Consider the following 21,331-nt stretch of genomic DNA (forward strand, 5'->3'; position numbering starts at 1 on the left):
AATGGTGGATGCAAACAGAAAGTGGGGCATAAAAGACTTGAATTGTCCTATGCCGAAAAAAGATATAAAATGGCTAAATGAGTATGTGTCCTAATGAATAGATATGATATCTATCGGAATATTTAAAAAGATTGGTATAATATGAAAAACCTGTCCATTGATTTTTAGGAAGTTGAATCTTTAGCGAGCTTAGTATGCGGATAGTGACAGAAGGAATATTGAATCTTAGTATTTTTAAGGGAGAGAGGTGGCGGAAGGAAAATGGATTTAAAACGCCGTTATCGTTATTGTAATTTTGCTTTCCGGCGTATTCTTTTGTCTTGACTAGTTTCTGTTCTTGATCCAGTTGTATAATGCTAGCTTTAGAGGTATATGAATTGGAATAGGTTTGTATGCCGTTACTACCGGCTTCTAACCGGTATGCCTCTTGTGCTTCGTCGGAAATCAGATGGAATCCCCAACACAGAAATACGCCTAATAGTATACAAAATATGTACTTCATCATAACGGCCGCAAAGGTAGAAACTATTTTTATATGAAATACATATTCACAAGCATAATTAACAATTATATCAGTGATTACCGGGAATTATTCTTTGAAGTTGCTTATCGTAAATTTCATCGGAGTATATGTTATCCCATTGGTACATTGTTTCTTATTAATTCCCGGATATAACATTGGAATATGATTTCTTTTTCTTTTTTTTGTAAAAGCTGTAGGGTATTTCCAGTCTGAGCGCTCTTATAAATAGAAACGTAATTTATTTACCTTTAAAAAGCATCAGTATGAAGAATGTAGAAAAACACTTGGTTGGATGGCTGTCAGTTTGTTTGCTGCTTTGTAGCTTTCCTGTGTGGGCGCAAGGAGATGCCGGAGATTATCTAACAATCGTTGGTATGGTGAAAGACAAGCAAAATAAAAAAGCTCTGGAGAACGTAAATGTATCTGTGCATGGCAGTAATATCGGCACTGTGACGAATGCGGAAGGAGAATTTGCTTTGAAAATCAAAAAAACAGAAGCACTGCGCGAACTGGAGATTTCACATATAGGTTATGTAAATAATCATATCTCTCTGGAGAAAGAAACACCCTCTAAGTTGACGGTTTGGCTGACACCTCATGCTAACCTGCTGAATGAAGTGGTGGTGTTTGCTGAAAATCCACGTATGATTGTAGAGAAGGCAATCAGTAAGATTTCTCTAAATTATAGTGATAAGCGTGATATGCTGACGGGATTTTATCGGGAGACTGTACAGAAAGGGCGTCGGTATATTGGTATATCGGAGGCTGTGATCGATGTGTCCAAAACAGCCTACACTAATAGAAATACTAATTATGACAAAGTAAGGGTGGTGAAGGGACGTCGCCTGCTTAGCCAGAAAGCGAGTGATACATTAGCTGTCAAGGTTGTTGGCGGCCCTAACTTGAGTATCACTTTGGATGTTGTGAAGAACAAGGGAGCATTACTCGATATGGAAGAATTGAATAATTATGAGTTCTGGATGGCGGAATCCATGCTTATAGATAACCGTATGCAGTATGTTATTAATTTCCGCCCCAAGGTAATCCTTATGTATGCTCTCTTGTATGGCAAATTATATATCGATCGTGAACGCTTGTCATTTACCCGTATAGAGATGAGTCTGGACATGCAGGATAAATCGAAGGCAACCACTGCCATTCTATATAAAAAACCTCTCGGTTTAAGATTCAAGCCGCAAGAGCTGTCCTACCTGGTCACTTATAAAGATGTGGAGGGAAAAACTTATCTGAATTATATTAGCAACACAATCCGTTTCAAATGTGACTGGAAGAAGAAACTGTTTTCCACAAGCTATACAGTAGCTTCCGAAATGGTCGTGACCGACAAGAAAGAAGGAATGTTGGAGACTATTCCCAACAAAGAAGCCTTCAGCTTGAATCAAATATTCTATGATAAAGTAGACGAATATTGGAGTCCGGACTTTTGGGGAAACTACAATATCATCGAACCTACGGAATCTTTGGAGCACGCAGTGGATAAATTAAAAAAGCAATCGAATTGAAACAGGGATAGTTTTCTTATATTTGAGGTCAATCATAAAGAAAAGCAAGTATGCTGGATGAACTGCTCATACTAAAAAAGATAAAGGGAGGTGACATAAAAGCGTTTGAGGAACTCTTTCGCCGTTACTATTTTCCTCTTTGCTGTTATGCGGCAGGCATTACCGGGCAAATGGAAGTGGCTGAAGAGATTGTGGAGGAACTTTTTTATGTACTTTGGAAAGAAAGGGAGCGCTTACAGATCTTTCAGTCCGTTAAAAGTTACTTGTATAGAGCGACTCGTAATCAATCTTTGCAGTATTGCGAACACGAGGAAGTTCGGAACAGATACCGTGAAACTGTATTGACTACTTCCAACCCAGAGCAGTCAACAGATCCTCATCAACAGATGGAGTATGAGGAATTGGAGAGATTCATAAATGGAACCCTTGAAAAGCTGCCGGTTCGCAGACGGAGGATTTTCGAGATGCATCGTCTGGAAGGGTGGAAATATGTCGAGATAGCGACGCAGCTTTCGCTTTCTGTTAAGACAGTAGAGGCTGAAATGACAAAAGCCCTCCGGACATTACGAGAAGAAGTAGAAATTTATATTCACATGAAGTGATGAAAACAGATATTTATAAAATAAAGACAGATCAGGCGTGGAATCGATTGTATAATCGCTTGGACAATGACCGTTTACTTGCGAAAGTGGATGAAGGCCACCATACACGCAAATATTCACAATGGATCAGGTACGGAGCAGTTGCCGCCGTTTTGATAGGCGTCATTTGGGGAACTTTGTATTGGGTGACCGGTTCTGATAAAGAACTGGCACAGCATCTTCTTACACAGGAAAATCAAGGTGTTTCCACTTTGGCAACGACTCTCGAAGACGGTTCTGTCGTACTCTTGGCAAAAGAAACTTCCCTGTTATATCCGAAACATTTTATTGCTGATAAACGGGAAGTGAGTCTACAGGGAAATGCGTTCTTTGACGTAGCAAAGAAGCAGGGACAACCCTTTTGGATTGACACGGAGCAAGCTAAGATTGAAGTGCTAGGTACTGCTTTCAGTGTGCAAAGTGATGAAAATGCTCCGTTCCGTTTATCCGTACAAAGAGGGATAGTGAAGGTTACTCTAAAAAAAGGAAATCAGGAGTGTTATGTAAAAGCGGGGGAAACGGTAGTAGTGCGATCACAACAATTAGTCGTTTTGGATACAGATAAGGAGAATGAAGAGTGGGGCAGCTTCTTTAAGCATATACGATTTAAAGATGAATCGTTAGCGAACATTCTGAAAGTCATGAATCTGAATTCGGATAGTTTGCAAATACAAGTTGTCTCACCGGCATTGGAGGAACGTCGGCTGACTGTCGAATTCTCTGACGAATCTTCTGAAGTTATAGCTAATCTGATAGCTAGTGCGCTCGGTCTGCAATGTATCTGGCAAGGAGATATTCTTTTATTATCGGAATAGAACTCATTAAAGTTGGGAAAAATGAAACAGGCTTATCATTATCTGTCCGTTCTGCTGATACTCTTCTTCTTCGTCGATATGATGAGAGCGGATGGAAGTGATGTGCTGGAACGTATAGTCAGACTTCCCAAGATAAAAGGTACTGTTTATTCATTGTTGAGTGATGTCTCTCAACAGTCGGGATATATGTTTATTTATGATAGTAAAGTCATTGATAACGATGCAGTAGTGAAGATAAAGGGAGGCGAACGTTCCATTCGTCAGGCAGTGTATGACATCGTAGGAAATACCAGTCTGGAGTTTCAAGTGATGGGCACTCACATCCTGATTACTTTCCCTTCGGAGAAAAAGGTACGTGTGCAACAAGATTTTGTTCCGGAACAGATAACAAACTTTGTCATTATCGGTACTTTGCTGGATAAGGAGACAGGAATACCTATCTCTTCTGCTACTGTTGGAGTGCGAGGAACATCTATTGGCAGTATAACGAATCAGAATGGAGATTTTAAACTGTCTTTACCCGATTCTTTGAAAAATGATTCGATTACTTTTTCTCATATAGGTTATCTTTCACAGGACATAGAGTTTGCTTTGCTGGTTGGACGGCACAATATACTTAGTCTCGAACCTAAAGTTGTCCCTTTGCAGGAAGTGGTGATTCGTCGAAGTGATCCAAAGAAACTTTTGCGTGAAATGATTGAGCGGCGGAATAAGAACTATTCGCATACTCCGGTATATCTGACTACTTTTTATCGTGAAGGAGTTCAGTTGAAAAACAAATTTCAAAACTTGTCGGAAGCTGTGTTTAAGGTTTATAAGACATCCTCATATTCTTCTGTACCGGATCAGGTGAAGCTGTTGAAGATGAGTCGGCTAAGTAATGTAGAAGCAAAAGACAGCTTGCTTGTAAAAGTAAAATCCGGAATTCAGGCTTGTATCCAGATGGATATCATCAAAGATATGCCCGAGTTCCTGACTCCTAGTGTAGAGAAGGGTATTTATGACTATACTTCAGAAGGAGTAACATTTTTAGAGGACCGATTTGTAAATGTGGTGCATTTTGAACAGAAAAAGGGAATCAGCGAACCTCTTTTTTGTGGAGAACTATTTCTTGATTCCGAGACAAGTGCTCTATTGCAAGCCCGTCTGGAAGTTCATCCTGTATATGTGAAGAATGCGGCAGGTATGTTTGTCGAAAGGCGTACGCGTAACGTGCGAATGATTCCTCAAAAGGTGGTATATACAATTTCTTATAAACCGTGGCAAGGGACTTATTACATACACCATATCCGTGGAGATCTTCATTTCAAAGTGAAACGGACAAAAATGCTGTTCGGCAGCCGGGATCTTCATATCTGGTTTGAGATGATTACTTGCAAGGTGGATACCGAACAAGTGGTCGTATTTCCCCGTACAGACAGATTGCCCACCCGTACCATCTTCTCTGACACCTATTTCAAATATGATGAGAACTTTTGGAAGGACTTCAACGTGATCCCATTGGAAGAGGAAATCAGTAAACTGATAGAAAAGATCTCTTTGAAGATAGAAGAAATAGGTGATTGATTTGTTTTGTCATTCAATGAGATTGCTGTACCTTTGCATCCGGTTTAAAAGATTGTATGTTATGGAATTACCAAAAGATCCGATGATGTTGTTCAGCGTCATCAATATGAAGTTACGTGATTGTTATTCTTCACTTGACGAACTTTGTGAAGATATGAATGTGGACAAGGATGAATTAGTGAATCAGTTGAAAGCCGTGGGCTTTGAATATAGTGTAGAACACAATAAGTTCTGGTAATCATTTTCTTGTTTACAACTTATAGATAAACTACTAAAAGTGCCTTCATCGCCTTTACAAAGGATATGGAGGCACTTTTTATATCTTATGCGCAGCTTCTCTCTTACTCTTTCTTGTTAATAAAAGCAAAATGCGGATTCACGTATTTAACTTCCCCGCTCTTCTTCGTTCTAACTAATAAAGCTCAGAAAAAGAATTGATGATAAACGAGAATAAAATTCGTGAAGCTTGTGCCTCGAATCGCGAACGGGGATTCAAGATGTTGATGGACTCTTTTCAGGTACCGATATATAATTATATCCGTAGACTGGTCGTATCTCATGAAGATGCGGAGGATGTGCTTCAGGAAGTCTTTATCCGGGTGTTCCGGCATATCGATCAGTTTCGCGAAGAAAGTTCACTGTCAACCTGGATTTACCGGATTGCCACGAATGAGAGTTTACGCTTGCTGAACGGTCGTAAAGATGAGGGAGTTGTTTCTGCAGAAGATGTTCAGGAAGAGTTGATGGGCAAGTTGAAGGCTTCCGATTATATTGATTATGAAAATGGGCTGGCAGTGAAGTTTCAGGAGGCCATTCTAAGTTTGCCTGAAAAGCAACGGCTTGTATTCAACTTACGTTATTACGATGAACTTGAATATGAAGAGATTGCCCGTGTACTGGATAGCAAAGTGGATACACTAAAAGTGAATTACCACTATGCGAAAGAGAAGATTAAGGAATATATATTAAACAGATAGAATGATGAAAAAGGATTTTGATTTTGACGATATTGGTAAACGGACACCTTACCGTACCCCCGATGGATTCTTCGAGGATGTGCAACGAAAGGTGATGGAACGCGCCGGAGTGAAGCAACAGCGGAAATCTCACATGAAGCTGATTATTTCTACGGTGATTACCATGGCGGCAGTATTGATCGGATTTTTGTTTGTTCCATCTTTGAGACAGGCAGATGAGGTGAAAACGTCTTCTTCGAAAGTATTAGCTAATGGTACAGAATCTGTAGATAAATGGATTAAAGAACTATCGGATGAGGAGTTGGAAGAGCTCGTCAGCTTCTCTGAAAATGATATATTTTTGAATTAAGTAACTCAATCATTATTTTTAAACGTGAAGATTATGAAGACTAAATTTATTTATGTAATTTTGGCTGTCCTCTTGATGGGAAGTCAAATGGCCTTGTCTGCACAGAATACAGATAACAAAGAGAGAAAACAGCGTCCTACACCGGAACAAATGGTGCAGATGCAGACTAGCCAGATGGTAAAAATACTGATGTTGGATGATGCAACAGCTGCCAAGTTTACTCCGGTTTATGAGAAATATCTGAAAGATTTACGCGAATGCCGTATGATGTCCAAACCGAGAACTGAAAAAGCGAAAAAACAAGGGACAGATGCTAATGCTAAGGAAGAACGGCCGTCCATGACTGATGACGAGATTGCGACCATGTTGCGGAATCAGTTTACTCAAAGCCGTAAAATGCTGGATGTTCGTGAAAAGTATTACAATGAATTCAGCAAGATACTTTCGCAGAAGCAGATTCTGAAGATTTATCAGCAGGAGAAGATGAATGCTAATAAGTTTAAGAAAGAGTTTGACCGCAGAAAAGGACAGAAACCGGGACAGGGACATCACCAGGGACAAAGACCTCGCGCTCCACATCCGGACCAGAAATAAAGATTAGGTTTATTTTATTATAGTTTTATTTTACTAAATCAACACAATTTGAACATAGACAGCCATATTTATTCTTTTCAGTACCGTTTGATTACTTGCTATGTCTTGTTACTGATTAGTTTGACTGTTTTTGCTCAGTCCGGCAAAGAGCGTTTTTCCGGTCGTGTGATTGATACTGAAACCTATCAGCCGGTACCGTTTGCTACGGTCCGGCTTTTAGCTTTACCGGATAGTACATTGTTGGGCGGCGGCGCTACGGATGCTATCGGTAAATTTCAACTTTCCATTTCCATTCCTAATCATGTAACTAAAGCGAAGTCTTTATTATTACAGGTTTCATATATCGGATATAAGCAGGTTTTTCATCCCGTTTCCATTTCCGGCAAAAGTTCTTCTTATGAATTGGGGGATATAAATCTGACTCCGGAAAGTTATGCTTTAGATGAAGCAGTGGTAGTGGGGCAGGCTCCAATGGCGGTGACAGAGGGCGATACAACGGTATTCAACGCTTCTGCCTATCGTACTCCCGAAGGTTCAATGCTTGAAGAATTGGTAAAACAGCTTCCGGGAGGTGAAATAGATGCAGACGGTAAGTTGCTGATACATGGCAAGGAAGTAAAAAAGATTTTGGTGGATGGTAAAGAGTTTTTCTCTGATGATCCGAAAGCCGCTCTTAAAAATCTTCCTGTGGAGATGGTGGAGAAGTTAAAAGCGTATGAACGTCAATCGGATTTGGCACGTCTTACGGGAATAGATGACGGAGAGGAAGAGATGATTCTGGACTTGTCTGTGAAAAAAAATATGAAACGGGGCTGGATGGAGAATTTTATGGGAGGATATGGAAGTAAAGACCGTTATGAATTAGCCAATACCTTGAACCGTTTTCGTGAAAACTCTCAATTAACCATTATCGGGAATCTGAATAATACCAATAACCAGGGATTCTCGGAATTACAGAATGAATCTTCCAGTTCAACAGGCAATATCCGTAGCCGGATGGGACTAACTACCTCCCGCTCATTGGGGCTTAATGCAACTTATGACTGGAAGCGCGTTAAATTACGTTCAAATGTTCAATATGTTGGCACCGATCGTTTGGAAGATAGCCGTACCACAGTCGACAACTTTCTCCGGGAAGATAAATCAATCAATCTTGGCACGAGTCATAGCCGGCAACAGAATCACGAACTGGTAGCCAATGCTTCTCTTGAATGGAAAATGGATTCTGTTACTACATTGATTTTCCGTCCTCAATATCGTTTCGCAGCCAATGATAGAGAGAATAATGGTTTTCAGGAAGGGTGGGGGAATGATGTGTTGCTGAATGAGAGAGAGTCCTCCGGCACTAATCATAATTCCCGGTATAATCTGGCACTGATGTTGCAGCTTAGTCGGAAATTGAGTCGTCTGGGGAGAAATGTTGCTTTGAAGGTAGACTATGGTACTAATGCTTCAGCTACGGATCGGACGAACCTTTCCACCACCCGATACTTCAAAAATAATACGAAGAAGATTCAGAATCAGAAAATAGAGGATGATGTTGACGGATTCAATTACCGGGTGCAGTTGGTGTATGTAGAGCCATTACCGTGGCGGCATTTCCTGCAACTACGTTACAGTTATCAGTATAGAGTGAATAATTCCGATCGCTTTGTCTATGACTGGGATAAGGAATTGGAAGAGTTTGCTCCTGATTTTGATGAAGAATCCAGTAACCGTTTTGAGAATCAATATACTAATCATTTAGTAAATCTTGCGATACGTACCTCGCAAAAAAAGTACAATTATAATATTGGTGTTGATTTTGAACCTCAAAAGTCTGTTAGCCATTCATTGTTGAGTGATGCTCCCGAAGATCAGTTGGAAAGATCGGTCATGAATTTTTCGCCTACTGTCAATTTCCGCTATAAGTTTTCAAAACGCACCCGTTTGCAAATTGTGTATAGGGGAAAAGGGAAACAGCCTAATATACGTGATCTCCAACCTGTGACCGACCGTACCAACCCTTTGAATATCCGTGTCGGAAACCCTTTGTTGAAGCCTTCATATATGAATACTTTTACGCTGAATTTCAATTCTTATAATACCAAACATCAGCGAAATATGGTAGCTACCGCTTTGTTCGAGAATACCATTAACAATGTAACCAATCAGGTGACTTATGATAGTGAAACCGGTGTACGAACTACATCTCCGGTCAATATGAATGGTAATTGGCGGGCCATGGGTTCTTTTTCTCTCAATACCCCTTTTAAGAATCGTAACTGGATATTTCGTACTTACTCCTATCTGCAATACCGGAATCAGAATGGCTATACAACCTTGAACAAAGAAGAACCGGTGAAAACTTCCGTACAGCATTTAACGGGACGTGAACGTCTACGGATTACTTATCGTACCCGCCAAATGGAACTTACAGGGCTTGTTGGTCTGACTTATAACAATTCTTATAATGACGTACGGGAGAAACGTACTGAAACTTTTGATTATCAGGCAGGAACTGAATTGCAGCTTTATCTTCCCTGGGGGATGGAGTTATATAATGACCTGACTTATTTCCTTCGTACCGGATATGGTTATGAGGGTTATGCCAAAGCAAATTTCATGTGGAACTGTCAGCTGTCAAAAGCCTTTTTGAAGAGGAAACAGTTACTAATCCGCTTCAAAATATATGATATTCTTCATCAGGACATTTCTATGATACGCACGATAACCGCTACTGCCATTCGTGACACTGATTATAATGCACTGGGTTCTTACTTTATGGTGCATGCTATCCTTCGTTTGAATATGATGGGAAAATAATTAGAAATTAAATCTTCATTAGTTTGAAAACCACAGCAGGGTTTTGATTGTTGTATGTCCTACGTATAAAAACAATGTAAGGCTGGCTGAATGTTTCGACTGATAAAAAAGATAAAAGATAAAGGTCGTTGGCGCATTTTTAAACTGAAGTTGATTGATGCCCGACTGTACTTTGTCAGTATCTTCGTAGGATTACTGACAGGACTTGTGGCTGTGCCTTATCATTACCTATTACAGTTTTTCTTTAATCTCCGTCACGATTTCTTTGATTCTCGTCCCAAATGGTATTGGTACATACCTCTTTTTCTTTTGATGTGGGGAATACTTGTATTCGTATCCTGGTTGGTAAAGAAAATGCCGCTTATTACCGGTGGAGGTATTCCGCAAACACGTGGAGTTATCAATGGTAGGGTTGATTATAAACATCCTTTTCTGGAATTGGTGGCAAAGTTTGTAGGTGGAATACTTGCATTAAGTACCGGATTGTCTTTGGGGCGTGAAGGTCCCTCTGTACAAATAGGTTCGTATGTTGGATATTTGGTTTCCAAATGGGGGAGGGTGCTTAGTGGTGAACGGAAACAACTATTGTCTGCCGGTGCCGGTGCCGGGTTAGCGGCTGCTTTTGCTGCCCCATTGGCTTCATCATTGTTGGTGATCGAATCTATTGAGCGGTTCGATGCACCTAAAACAGCTATTACCACGCTTTTGGCAGGAGTAGTGGCAGGTGGAGTTGCCAGTTGGATTTTCCCGATCAATCCTTATTTTCATATTGATGCTATTGTACCGGGAATGACTTTCTGGGGACAAGTGAAATTGTTTCTTTTGTTGGCAGCAGTGGTTTCTGTCTTTGGGAAGTTCTTTTCTGTCACCACTCTTCAGGTGAAACGTATTTACCCTGCTATTAAGCATCCGGAATACGTGAAGATGTTGTATTTGCTTTTTATAGCTTTTCTGATTTCTATGGCCGAGTTTAATCTGACCGGAGGAGGGGAGCAGTTCTTGTTATCACAAGCTATGCGTCCAGACACACATATTCTCTGGATTGTCGGCATGATGCTGTTGCATTTTGTTTTTAGCACTTTTTCTTTTTCTTCGGGTTTACCGGGAGGAAGTTTTATCCCGACGCTGGTGACGGGAGGACTTCTTGGACAAATCGTGGGATTAATTATGGTTCAACAGGGTGTTATTGCTTATGAGAATATTAGCTATATCATGTTGATTTGTATGTCTGCATTCCTTGTAGCAGTAATCCGTACCCCTTTGACAGCTATTGTATTAATAACCGAAATTACGGGGCATTTGGAAGTCTTTTATCCCTCTATTGTTGTAGGAGGATTAACTTATTACTTTACGGAAATGCTTCAAATAAAACCGTTCAATGTTATTTTATATGATGATATGATTCATTCACCTGCATTTAAGGAAGAACCCCGTTATACATTGTCTGTAGAAGTAATGAGCGGATCTTATTTAGACGGGAAAATAGTAGATGAACTCCGTTTGCCTGAGCGTTGTGTGATAATTAATGTTCATCGTGACCGGAAGAACTTGCCTCCTAAAGGGCAAACATTAATGCCCGGCGATCAGGTGCAAATAGAGATGGATTCGCAGGATATAGAGAAACTGTATGAACCTTTAGTCAGTATGGCGAATATTTATTAATTGTCTGACTCTTATCCTTTGATATATACAAGAATAGCTGAAAGAATCTCTCTTTCAGCTATTCTTGTATTAGTATATTAAGTATTTATTTTTTCTTATACCAATCGGAGTTTGTACCATATTTAGCCCAATCTATAAATTTAGGATAGATTTCATTGATAGGCTTTTTCTCATTTTTATTGAAATTCTTTAATTCTGCAATATCATCAGCGTTGGCATTTGCCAAATAGAATGCAAAAGGATAAATATTCTCTTGATTAGATACATAATAAATACCTTCATTGGGCTTGGAACGGTCATCGTTTTGTCCAAAGAAAGAAGTGTCGACTTTGGAAGTCGGTTTTTGCATTGGGCAATGAACTTCCAAGCGATTACCTTCTTTACTGGGACGATAAATGAATGCGTCGATTGATGTTTCCTGTTTTTTATTTGAATTTTTATCTCCGTATTTGAACGTTACCTTATATTCGGCATTCGGGTTTGTTTTGACATTATCAGTCAATATGATTGCATTACTTTCACGGGTAAATTTATCAGTTCCTGAAGCTACAGTGAACTCTTTTTCACCTTCTTTCTTAATTAAGTATTCGGTTGACTGTGCATTTCCTGCATTTGAAAGGGTGAAACCTAATCCGTTAGTGAATACTGTATACTTATTATATAAAGTTTTAAACGTAAATGACTCGCTTAAGATTTCATTGTATATATTGAAAACTTTTTGATAAGTATACTGAACCAATACGTCATTCATGTCATAATCACCAGCTTTAGGCCATTCATCTTCAAATGCGTATACACCGGTTTTTTCGATGGTTGTATTCAAGTCTTCATCTACAGGAGGAACATTGGTTATTTCAGGATTAGCTTTTAATGAGAACACAACATCTGTAAAGTTTTGGTCGTCCATGAAATCTTCAAAAGCAATAGCAATGTTGTTGTTTTTATCTCTAAACATAGCTGTACGTACATCTATATTGCTATTAACTTTGGTGCTGAATCCCTTTGTGGAGCAAGCATAAAATCCATAGGTTAGAGTATGGCTATTGAAACCTGTAAAATAAGTGTTCCATGCGTTGCATGCGAGAACAAAACCGATGCTATATCCTTTGGGAAAGTTCGTCCCCTCCGGGTGTTCAGGATCATCAAAATATTTTAGTTGTACAGCTGTACCTTCTTCTATACCTTGAGGAGAAGCTTTGAGGCTCCCGTTATTCCACGTCATTTGGGTATTGGGGAATATAGCATATACCTTTACGTCTTTCAGGCTAGTAGGAATCTGATTAGGTCGGTAATAGTAGTAGCCTAATGAGCTGTTCCAACATGTCCACCCTTTCAATGCTGTTAATACTACGGCTGTTTCATCTTTCTCTACGTATAAATCCGCTTGAGTACGATAATCTTCAGGGCAATCTTTAAAAGTATTTAACACTTTATTTACAGTAGTACGTAATTCATTCATTTCAGATTTACTCAATGTGAGTTTAGGGTCCTTACCTTTATAAGCGTAATTAATGACTCCACTGTACTCATCGTATTTACCTAGATTCGTCTTCCATCCTAGATTATCAAATCTATTCTCATCAAATTTTGTAGATTCTCTGTAGGATGCTCTAGTCGTAGGTTGCTCATCTGTGTCTGATACTTTCAAAACACCATTAACAATTTTCCCAGGTATTGCTCGTCTGGCGAAAGGTGATGTAGAAACGATATATACATCAGATACATAAGCTGGCAAATCAACCGTTGCGGTAAATTTACCTTGTTCGTCTGTCCATGCACCGTCTAATGCCTGAACATTTTCTTTTAAGGTAATAGTGTTTTCACTTTCAATTAATGGATTTCCATCATAAATGGAGAAAGGGACTCTTGATTCAGAATCGGAATAGTCAATTTCTACTTGTACTTTTTGTACGGTAGAGAAACTAGAGGGATTAGTACCTGTTCCTGGATCTTCCTGGTATAAGTCTTTGTCACTGTCTACACAACTGCTTACACCCATTGCAATAATCATTGTACATGCTAACCAAAACTTCTTCATATGCGTTGTTTTTTGTTTATGCGATAATTTAAGTCTGTTTTGTGTTTTAAAATAAACCCGTAAGTTCTTTGGAGGTCAAAGGCTTACGGGTACAAAGATATATATATTATTCAACACAATCATCGAAAAGTTGAATAATTTTTCGAAAATATATTCTATAACTTGTATTTTTTATTCTTTTGTCTCATTATTCCATACTTCTTAGCCATGTAATTTCTTCTTTCCATTTACTTTCATCCGGAGTTTCGAGTATCAACGGTATATTATCAAATCTGGAATCTTGCATCAATCTTTCAAAAAAAGCTTTGCCAATCAATCCTTCACCGATGCTATCGTGACGGTCTACATGGGTGCCTAGCGCTTTTTTTGAATCATTCAAGTGCATACCACGAAGATAATTGAATCCCACTTCCTTGTCAAATTCATCAAATACTTTATCGTATTCATTGACAATATCGTAACCTGCGGTATAAGTATGGCAGGTATCGAGACAAACACCTACCCGGCTCTTGTCGTTTACTCGGTCAATGATATATTTCAACTGCCAAAATTCACTACCTAAATTACTTCCTTGTCCGGCTGTGTTTTCAATAACGGCTGTTACACCTTTTGTTTTCTCTAAAGCGAGATTAATGCTTTCTGCGATAAGTGACAGACAATCTTCTACTGATACTTTATTGAGAGAACTACCGGGATGAAAATTTAAAAGTTTCAATCCAAGCTGTTCGCAACGTTGCATTTCATCCAGAAAAGCGGCACGGCTTTTTTGAAGTCCCTCTTCCTCCGGATGTCCCAGATTGATAAGATAACTGTCATGTGGCAGGATATATTCCCGTTGGAAACCATATTTCTCACAATTCTCTTTGAAGAGACTGATACTTTCTTCTGTTAGCGGTTTACTTACCCATTGACGTTGATTCTTGGTGAATAACGCAAAAGCATTTGCTCCTATTTCATGCGCATTAATGGGTGCGAACTCTACGCCACCAGAGGCGCTAACGTGTGCTCCGATATATTTCATTGTTCTTTCTTAATTTATTTTACTCTGCAAATATAACGTTTTTAAAGGAGTATATGTTTGTAGAGAGAACTCTTCTTGGTTGTAATTCATAGGACCATGTACTTTATACTTTGTTTTTTATCTTTTATCCTCTATAAAAAATATCCCGTTATTCAATTTATAGAAGATTGAATAACGGGACAGTTTTTTGGGGGGGGAGATTAAATCTCAAAATCCGGTAAATAGTCTGTCAGAACTTTATTAACCTGTTTCCCTTTCACCTGATCTGTTACCGTCGTTGCACCTTCCTTTTTATCGGGATCGTAGTTTAAGGAAACTTTCTCCACTTTATTACTAACGTGAATAGCGGCTTTTCCTTTTTCCGTAAGGTTGCAAGTGATAGTCCAGTCACCTACTTGAATGATATTGCCTTTGCGAACTACCTGCATATCCAGACGGTTATCTCCATGTGTATCCATCACAGTCAGGAAACGGGCGGTTTTGCAAGGAACAGTTGTAGAAGAAAAATGCCAGTGATTAGGATATTTCACTGCTTTTCCTTGTGCATTCGTCACATTTTTCCAGTTGGTCGGAGCACAGAAGAAAGTATCTACCATTGCCTGTTCCGTTTTTGCCGAACTGAAAAGATGGGCAACAGAGATACCACCGGCTTTATTCCTTCCGGTTACTTTCACCTCATTGGGCAGTTCCTGTATTTCCATCGGTAATTCTACAGTATGTAAAAGGTAACTCCATGTAACAGCCTCCTTTCCTTCCAGTTCATCATAAATCACGAAAACTCCGGTACTTCCCAGTTGGATGATATGGCGGCGGAACATATCCAGTTTATTCTCATCCCATCCTTTTTCAGGCGTATATTGCGTACCGGATAGTTCGCCACGTTTCAGCCATAGGGGAGAAGTCTCTTTACCATAAGCATTGGAAGCATCTCCTACCATATAAGCGATTTTTTCTCCTTCATACCAACGCGGAATCCAGCCATATCCTTCCGTTCCAATCTTTTGAGTCATTCCATTTACCAAAATGCTATTGTGCGCACGGGTGTTACGGTAAGAATACATACAATGATCGTCCGTAAAACCTGTACGATGTCCGCTGCTATAAAAAATGGCTTTACCTCCATAGAATGTATTAAAAGCATTCTGATTGGCCAGTGCATGGGAAGTGGAACCATAAGAACTGGAGCGGAACGATAACATGGCATTCTTATCTATATCTCCCAAAGAGGTATTCATCGTACCGATTCCCGTTTCATTGAATACTTTCGCCATGGGTAGTTCGGCAAGAGTATGTCCTTCTTTGGGGAGAGCTTTCTTGGTTGTACAACGATACCAGGTCAAGTCTCCTGATTTTCCGAGGAAAGTTTTTTCCATGATATCCGGTTCCTTTTGCAGAATGGTACGTACATAAGCGGCCGCCCACGGATTATTACATTCACGTGCCAAGGCATCCGCATAACCTACTCGTGTACCGTTCGGCTTCATCTTGCTCTCATGTGAATTGCCTTGTCCGGCAGATTTTGAGAATGGAGGCTGCTGGTAGATGACGTAAAATACATTGTTGTTATACCACGGATCAGCGAAGAAATCGAATCCACTGATACGGGAGTAGAAAGCGGGAACTTCAATCAATGTGCGAAGATTGACCTGGAAATAGGAATCACCATTGTGCCATCCTCCATCCGCATTGAGACCCGGTAGACGGGATACCCATTCATTGTAGCAATAATCCACCCAGGTGGAAGCCATCGGGAGCTCACCATACGTAGCAAATGCCGCCATATTCAAGATACGGAAAGTCATTTGCCAGACATGATTATCAGCAATGCGGTTTTCCAAGTGATTGACATATTCATGATAGAACTTCTTTCCATTGTCACGAATCGTTCTTAGGAGTAGTTTTCGCTCATCCGAAGTCAACAGATTGTACCACGCATCATACGCTGAAGTACTCATGGATAAAATAGTAGAACGATTGAAATCTCCAGCAAAGTACTTACTGCTTTTCCAGGAAAGGATTTCTGAAAGACGCTTTATACCTTCTTTGTAGTATACCTCGTCTTTCGTTAGTAGGTAAGCGCGTACCATGGCTTCGATATTTGCTTCTTCACGGTCTACAATCTTACGACTTTCCCGAATCAGGGCAGAACGATATTGAACAATGTTTGTCAGCTTGACAACCTGGGTTGTATCAATTTCTTCTTCCAGATGTTTCAGCGGGTGGTTCAGGCATTTATCGGCTTTTCGGATATAAGCCTGTGCCTCCGGATTGTTTTTATTCCGTTCGATGATATTATCCCAATCTTCGGCATCAAGCAAGATGCGGGGATGAGTCTTGGGCAGTTTGGCTAATACTTCCTGTAGAGAAGGAGGGTTGAATGTACGTATGTGTTCGTCTATATAAAAATGATAAACAGGTGACCATTCTTCTTTTCCTTCTTTGTCAACGTAGGCATGTTGCCAATACCATTTCCCTTTTTCAAAGAGTTTGAATGGGTTGAAAAAGGCCCATTTTCTTTCGGCGGTAATCACTTCCGATTTGAATTCGGGGTCGCGTGCAATACGGATGCGGTAGGTTACTTCGGGTTTGTAGTCCTCTTCTTCAACTCCGTCCAATACAGCACCGAGGTGCGGGAACTTATCCGGCCACATAAAACGTGGGGGATTGACAGTAATATGCTGTCCGTTCAGGGGCGAAGGTGTTTCGCGGACCTCGTGCATTAATGTCTGTTGAGTCAGACGCATGATTCCTTTTTGCGCATACCCGCTGGCGGATAGCAGAATGGTGAACAAGAGAAAAATAGATATTCGTTGTTTCATCATATAACTTTGCCTTTTTTATTCATCATTTGTTGTTCAGCGTTCAACGTTGTTTGAACAAATCTTTCAGACGAATAGTCTTGTTATTAATCAGTGGACGTGCCCAGAAGCCGATAAAGGTGATATATCCTACAAAAACAAGGATAAAGAGCATACCCGTGCGAAGTGATGTTGCATCTGCCAGCGTACTTACAATCATCGGACCACCGGCACCACCTACAATTGCCGAGCATAGTATACCTGCGAATGAACCGTGGTGCTGTGACGCGGAGTTCAGTGCCAATGAGAATACGATGGAATACATCATGGAGATGCTAAATCCGACAGCAGGGAAAGCGATTATAGATACTTCTTTGCTTCCGAATAATGCTAATAATAATAGGATGATGGTCAAAATTCCGGAGATTTGTAGTAATCGCTTGCTATCAATCAATTTGAGCAGGATCATACCTACCAGACAACCGGCTGTCATCAATCCCCAGAAATAGCTTACGGCTTGTGCACCGTCTGTTTGCGGGTTAACTCCGTGGTACTGTTCCAGAAAGGTACTCATAAAGATAGAAGTTCCCTGTTCCGTACTTACGTAGCAGAAAATTCCCAAGAAAAACAGCCATACATATTTTTGTTTGAATAAAGCCAGATATGAATTTTTAGACCCGCTTTTCTCATCTTCTTTCAATTCGATCTTGGGAAAGCGGGAGATACCGACAGCAATCAACATTACTAACAATAGGATTGTAAATACCCAGTAAAGAGATACCCACGGCATTTCTCGTGGGGTGATATCGGCCAACAAGTCGATAAAGAAACCTTTACCAGCTGTATAGGTTGCCGGATCAAGTTCACGAATCAGATAAGTATATACCAGAGGGCTTAGGAAAGAAGCGATACCAAACATGAATTGTGCCAGTTCGGCGATGAATGCATAATTTTCTTCTCCTCCTACGGTACGTTGGAGCGGATTCAATACAGTTTGTAACATGGCCATTCCTAACCCGATGATGAAAGAAGAAGCTAATAATATCGGATAAGTATGCATACAGGCAAACAGGACGGTGCCGATGAACGGCATCAGGAAGCCACCGAATAATACCGGTTTTTCACCGAAACGGTCAATGAGTAATCCGGCAGGGATAGACATGATGGCATAGGCCAGGAAAAAAGAGGTCGGGATAAATCCCGCCATTGCCAGGTCACTTAGATTGAAGTTGTGGATAATGTCCGGAATGAGTGGTCCCAGAATATTAGTAATAAACGAGATGGTGAACCAAAACGCCATAATCAGCGTCAGCATTCCTAAATTCTTTCTCATAATTTAATCAGGTTTGGAGCAGATAATTGAGTAAATACAAGTGACGCGGCTCCAATACTCCCAGCCTTGTTTCCAAGAGCGGCAGCTATGATTTGGGTATTCATGGCACAGTCGGGGATGGCATAACTACGCGCTTTTTCACTTACTTTCTGAATGTAAAAATCTCCGGCTTCGGAGAGTCCTCCGCCGATCACAATCTTTTGAGGACTAAAGATATTGATAAAGCCTGCAATTCCATGTCCCAAAAAGTCACAGTGTTCTTCCAGTGATACTTTTGCAATCTGATCCCCTTGCTTGTAAAGGCGGACAATCAATTCTCCGTTAATCTCCTCATTCGGGTAGGAGATACCTGCGTCTGCTATTCGTTGACTGAAGCGGCGTACCAAAGCGGAAGTGGAAGCATAGTGTTCCAGGCAGCCGACAGAACCGCAAGCACAAGGTTCACCATTGGCAATGAGAGGTACGTGTCCCAGTTCCGTTCCCCGGTTGGCATAACCGTTGAACAATTTGCCGTCGATGACTACTGCACCGCCAATACCTGTTCCTACTGTCAGGAAGACAACATGAGTAGCTCCCTGACCGGCCCCATACATTGTTTCTCCCAGTCCCATTAGATTGGCATCATTTCCCAATAAAGCAGAAAGTCCGGTTTCTGTTTCAATGCGGTCTGCCAAGTGAATGTTTTCCCAACCGTTGATGTTTTCCGCACCTCCTAAAACAACACGGTTCGTACAATCTACGATACCCGGTGTTCCGATTCCTATACCATCAATTTTATAGCCTTTTTCTTGTGCAAAGGCTTTCACTTCATTGATAGCAGTAACCAACTGTCCGATGACAGCTTCTGCTGATACATCGGCTTTCGACGGTAACTTTCCTTGAAAGTAAAATACGCCTTCATTATCAATAAGGGCGTATTTTACTGAAGTTCCGCCAAGGTCAATTCCTATAGCGTATTCTTTTTCCATTTCTATTTAAGTACTAGATTATTCATTGCTTTTACTGTTTAACTACACTCTTTCCGCCCAAATCGGTGAACTCCAAGCCCATTGTCCGTCACGTTGGTGAACGCGTACATAGTAGTAATCCGTATCACGTTGCGGGTCTTTATCTTCCATGTAGTGTTCCAGAGTGAAACAGCTTTCCGGCATAGCACGATTGAAAAGGATCGCCTCGCTCAACCAACCGATCATGAAGTGTGAACGTGAACCTTCGAGCAACTCGCCCAACGTATGTTCAAACTTCTTGCCATTGAATTCGGCAATGATCTTACCGTCTTTGGGCATTTCCACATCTAGAATGACGGCTTGCATGGCTGCTGTAGTCGTATTCGGATTTTTGCTGCTATACATATCCAGTTCGGTTTCCTTGTCGCCAACGGATACAATACGGTTGACATGCGTGTGGAATTCAGTTTCACCTTCTTGCGGAGAAGTGAACGCTGCGCCACGGAAACAAGGAGTTACACTATGGATCTGTCCTTTGTCCACGGACAGTTTACCCTGCCAATGTACGTATTTCTCTTCACGATTCCAACCAAAATCAACTTTAACTTTGCAACGTACCGTATCACCTTCCGGGGCAATCGGAGTCAGCGGGCCATTCATGCGAGCTAAAATCTGTCCGTTCTTGACAATATCTACATAGTCGATACAGCTTTCACCTGTAACGTTCAGATAGATACGGCGGCTGTTACCGCGAACCACGTCACCCATGAAAGCGTCGTTGAGGCGGAAGTCGATAATAATTTTATCACCGGTTGCGGCACATACATGGCGGGTGCGGAGAGCTTCCCAAATAGCGTCGCGAGTCAATGACGGAGCCATGACACCGATACGACCGTCGCCATAGCTTCCCGGATAACCGGAATGTTGGTCGGTAGAAGCCATGATACCGAATTTGTTGCCTAATTCAAGACCATATTGAATGGTTCCTTCCCATTGGCGCGGACCCATATCGTGTAGATAAGGATAATCTCCCTGATCGCTTTCTGCCAGACCATGACGGGAATACATTTCTACGAATGGGGTAATATCTCCTTCGGTAAAGCATTTCCAGTTGTAACCGCGATAGCCGCCCTGGTAACCCATGTGATGTGGAGTAATAAATACTTTGTGTCCTTTTGCCTTCTGTTTCCAGTCTTCGATAGAAGTACATTCCACAAGCGGTGCGTCGAGATCATAATTCAATGCAACATGGTCACCATGTTCCATGCTGTGGGCCTCGTATCCGACAAAAGTAAGGAACTCACCTTCTTTATTGTATTCATTCGTCATTTTTACGTACTTCTCATAACCGCCTTCACGCAGACGTTTGAAAGCTCCCGTGTGATAATCGATCACCCATTTCAGGCGAGGATCATCTGCTCCGGGAATATCCGGCCACATAGCATGAGGAGTGACACTGACAAAATCCAATTGTCCTTTTGCAGCTTCAAAAGCGTCGCGCATGTCTCCGTGTCCGTATGTGATGTTGCAATGGTTGTGTAAATCGCCCCAGTACATTTTGAGGTTACTGGCTGACGGCATAATCTTTTTTGCTTCTTTGCTTCCAGCTGCGCAAGAACCCAGCAAACTGCCTGAAGCTGCCAATCCGAGGAAAGACCAGCCTGTGTTTTTTAAAAACTTTCTTCTATCCATGGTTTTATCTAATTTATTCGGTAAACTAATAATGAAGCATATTAATT

The 21,331-nt window shown here is 40.8% G+C and carries 17 protein-coding genes; 10 read left to right on the forward strand and 7 right to left on the reverse strand.

The window, feature by feature from the left end:
- Nucleotides 1-73: 73 nt before the first annotated feature.
- Nucleotides 74-505 carry a hypothetical protein gene (locus NQ505_RS12935; protein ID WP_009000719.1) on the reverse strand — a complete coding sequence of 144 codons (432 nt, stop codon included), beginning with the start codon at nucleotides 503-505 and terminating at the stop codon, nucleotides 74-76.
- 281 nt (nucleotides 506-786) lie between these two features.
- Here NQ505_RS12935 and NQ505_RS12940 point away from each other — a divergent pair, with 281 nt between their 5' ends.
- From NQ505_RS12940 to NQ505_RS12985, 10 genes are all read left to right on the forward strand, one after another.
- Nucleotides 787-2,046 carry a carboxypeptidase-like regulatory domain-containing protein gene (locus NQ505_RS12940; RefSeq protein WP_009000720.1) on the forward strand — a complete coding sequence of 420 codons (1,260 nt, stop codon included), beginning with the start codon at nucleotides 787-789 and terminating at the stop codon, nucleotides 2,044-2,046.
- A 50-nt stretch (nucleotides 2,047-2,096) separates the two neighbouring features.
- Nucleotides 2,097-2,648 (forward strand): RNA polymerase sigma-70 factor, encoded by a 552-nt coding sequence (locus tag NQ505_RS12945; protein WP_009000721.1) that lies wholly within the window; start codon nucleotides 2,097-2,099, stop codon nucleotides 2,646-2,648.
- On the forward strand, nucleotides 2,648-3,502 hold the full coding sequence (locus NQ505_RS12950; RefSeq protein ID WP_009000722.1) for a FecR family protein: 855 nt from the start codon (nucleotides 2,648-2,650) through the stop codon (nucleotides 3,500-3,502). Before NQ505_RS12945 ends, NQ505_RS12950 begins: the two co-directional genes overlap by 1 nt.
- 21 nt (nucleotides 3,503-3,523) lie before the next feature.
- Nucleotides 3,524-5,068, forward strand: a complete 1,545-nt coding sequence (locus NQ505_RS12955) for a carboxypeptidase-like regulatory domain-containing protein (protein WP_009000723.1) — start codon at nucleotides 3,524-3,526, stop codon at nucleotides 5,066-5,068.
- Nucleotides 5,069-5,129: 61 nt separating this feature from the next.
- Nucleotides 5,130-5,306 carry a DUF4250 domain-containing protein gene (locus tag NQ505_RS12960; RefSeq protein WP_004302174.1) on the forward strand — a complete coding sequence of 59 codons (177 nt, stop codon included), beginning with the start codon at nucleotides 5,130-5,132 and terminating at the stop codon, nucleotides 5,304-5,306.
- 199 nt (nucleotides 5,307-5,505) lie between these two features.
- Nucleotides 5,506-6,045, forward strand: coding sequence for an RNA polymerase sigma factor (locus tag NQ505_RS12965; protein WP_009000724.1), 540 nt, complete (start codon nucleotides 5,506-5,508; stop codon nucleotides 6,043-6,045).
- Between the two features lie 4 nt (nucleotides 6,046-6,049).
- On the forward strand, nucleotides 6,050-6,394 hold the full coding sequence (locus tag NQ505_RS12970; RefSeq protein ID WP_004305697.1) for a hypothetical protein: 345 nt from the start codon (nucleotides 6,050-6,052) through the stop codon (nucleotides 6,392-6,394).
- 33 nt (nucleotides 6,395-6,427) lie between these two features.
- Complete coding sequence (locus NQ505_RS12975; protein ID WP_009000725.1) at nucleotides 6,428-6,988, forward strand: hypothetical protein; 561 nt, start codon at nucleotides 6,428-6,430, stop codon at nucleotides 6,986-6,988.
- A gap of 48 nt (nucleotides 6,989-7,036) precedes the next feature.
- Nucleotides 7,037-9,793, forward strand: coding sequence for an outer membrane beta-barrel protein (locus NQ505_RS12980; RefSeq protein WP_009000726.1), 2,757 nt, complete (start codon nucleotides 7,037-7,039; stop codon nucleotides 9,791-9,793).
- Nucleotides 9,794-9,883: 90 nt separating this feature from the next.
- Nucleotides 9,884-11,455 carry a ClC family H(+)/Cl(-) exchange transporter gene (locus tag NQ505_RS12985; RefSeq protein WP_009000727.1) on the forward strand — a complete coding sequence of 524 codons (1,572 nt, stop codon included), beginning with the start codon at nucleotides 9,884-9,886 and terminating at the stop codon, nucleotides 11,453-11,455.
- A gap of 85 nt (nucleotides 11,456-11,540) precedes the next feature.
- On the opposite strand, the gene NQ505_RS12990 is transcribed toward NQ505_RS12985, so the two are convergent.
- The 6 genes from NQ505_RS12990 to NQ505_RS13015 form a co-directional block, all read right to left on the reverse strand.
- Nucleotides 11,541-13,493 (reverse strand): LruC domain-containing protein, encoded by a 1,953-nt coding sequence (locus tag NQ505_RS12990; RefSeq protein ID WP_009000728.1) that lies wholly within the window; start codon nucleotides 13,491-13,493, stop codon nucleotides 11,541-11,543.
- Between the two features lie 187 nt (nucleotides 13,494-13,680).
- Complete coding sequence (nfo, locus tag NQ505_RS12995; protein WP_009000729.1) at nucleotides 13,681-14,514, reverse strand: deoxyribonuclease IV; 834 nt, start codon at nucleotides 14,512-14,514, stop codon at nucleotides 13,681-13,683.
- Between the two features lie 200 nt (nucleotides 14,515-14,714).
- On the reverse strand, nucleotides 14,715-17,336 hold the full coding sequence (locus NQ505_RS13000) for a DUF4962 domain-containing protein (RefSeq protein ID WP_009000730.1): 2,622 nt from the start codon (nucleotides 17,334-17,336) through the stop codon (nucleotides 14,715-14,717).
- 40 nt (nucleotides 17,337-17,376) lie between these two features.
- Entirely contained in the window at nucleotides 17,377-18,645 is a 1,269-nt protein-coding gene (locus tag NQ505_RS13005) for a sugar MFS transporter (protein ID WP_009000731.1), read from the reverse strand.
- Complete coding sequence (locus tag NQ505_RS13010; protein ID WP_009000732.1) at nucleotides 18,642-19,613, reverse strand: ROK family protein; 972 nt, start codon at nucleotides 19,611-19,613, stop codon at nucleotides 18,642-18,644. The genes NQ505_RS13005 and NQ505_RS13010 overlap by 4 nt, the downstream gene beginning before the upstream one ends.
- 42 nt (nucleotides 19,614-19,655) lie before the next feature.
- A complete protein-coding gene (locus tag NQ505_RS13015) occupies nucleotides 19,656-21,284 on the reverse strand; it encodes a Tat pathway signal sequence (protein ID WP_009000733.1) in 1,629 nt (542 codons plus the stop codon).
- Between the last annotated feature and the right edge of the window lie 47 nt (nucleotides 21,285-21,331).

Source organism: Bacteroides sp. D2, assembly GCF_025147085.1.
Classification (GTDB): Bacteria; Bacteroidota; Bacteroidia; order Bacteroidales; family Bacteroidaceae; genus Bacteroides.

What these genes read in the sequence shown, in the direction of transcription:
- NQ505_RS12955 (WP_009000723.1), top strand. Translation starts at nt 3,524, where the DNA reads ATGAAACAGGCTTATCATTATCTGTCCGTTCTGCTGATACTCTTCTTC.
- NQ505_RS12940 (WP_009000720.1), top strand. Translation starts at nt 787, where the DNA reads ATGAAGAATGTAGAAAAACACTTGGTTGGATGGCTGTCAGTTTGTTTG.
- NQ505_RS12985 (WP_009000727.1), top strand. Translation starts at nt 9,884, where the DNA reads ATGTTTCGACTGATAAAAAAGATAAAAGATAAAGGTCGTTGGCGCATT.
- NQ505_RS13015 (WP_009000733.1), bottom strand. Translation starts at nt 21,284, where the DNA reads ATGGATAGAAGAAAGTTTTTAAAAAACACAGGCTGGTCTTTCCTCGGA.
- NQ505_RS12960 (WP_004302174.1), top strand. Translation starts at nt 5,130, where the DNA reads ATGGAATTACCAAAAGATCCGATGATGTTGTTCAGCGTCATCAATATG.
- NQ505_RS12975 (WP_009000725.1), top strand. Translation starts at nt 6,428, where the DNA reads ATGAAGACTAAATTTATTTATGTAATTTTGGCTGTCCTCTTGATGGGA.
- NQ505_RS12935 (WP_009000719.1), bottom strand. Translation starts at nt 505, where the DNA reads ATGATGAAGTACATATTTTGTATACTATTAGGCGTATTTCTGTGTTGG.
- NQ505_RS12965 (WP_009000724.1), top strand. Translation starts at nt 5,506, where the DNA reads ATGATAAACGAGAATAAAATTCGTGAAGCTTGTGCCTCGAATCGCGAA.
- NQ505_RS13010 (WP_009000732.1), bottom strand. Translation starts at nt 19,613, where the DNA reads ATGGAAAAAGAATACGCTATAGGAATTGACCTTGGCGGAACTTCAGTA.
- NQ505_RS13005 (WP_009000731.1), bottom strand. Translation starts at nt 18,645, where the DNA reads ATGAGAAAGAATTTAGGAATGCTGACGCTGATTATGGCGTTTTGGTTC.
- NQ505_RS12950 (WP_009000722.1), top strand. Translation starts at nt 2,648, where the DNA reads ATGAAAACAGATATTTATAAAATAAAGACAGATCAGGCGTGGAATCGA.
- NQ505_RS13000 (WP_009000730.1), bottom strand. Translation starts at nt 17,336, where the DNA reads ATGATGAAACAACGAATATCTATTTTTCTCTTGTTCACCATTCTGCTA.
- NQ505_RS12970 (WP_004305697.1), top strand. Translation starts at nt 6,050, where the DNA reads ATGAAAAAGGATTTTGATTTTGACGATATTGGTAAACGGACACCTTAC.
- NQ505_RS12945 (WP_009000721.1), top strand. Translation starts at nt 2,097, where the DNA reads ATGCTGGATGAACTGCTCATACTAAAAAAGATAAAGGGAGGTGACATA.
- NQ505_RS12990 (WP_009000728.1), bottom strand. Translation starts at nt 13,493, where the DNA reads ATGAAGAAGTTTTGGTTAGCATGTACAATGATTATTGCAATGGGTGTA.
- nfo (WP_009000729.1), bottom strand. Translation starts at nt 14,514, where the DNA reads ATGAAATATATCGGAGCACACGTTAGCGCCTCTGGTGGCGTAGAGTTC.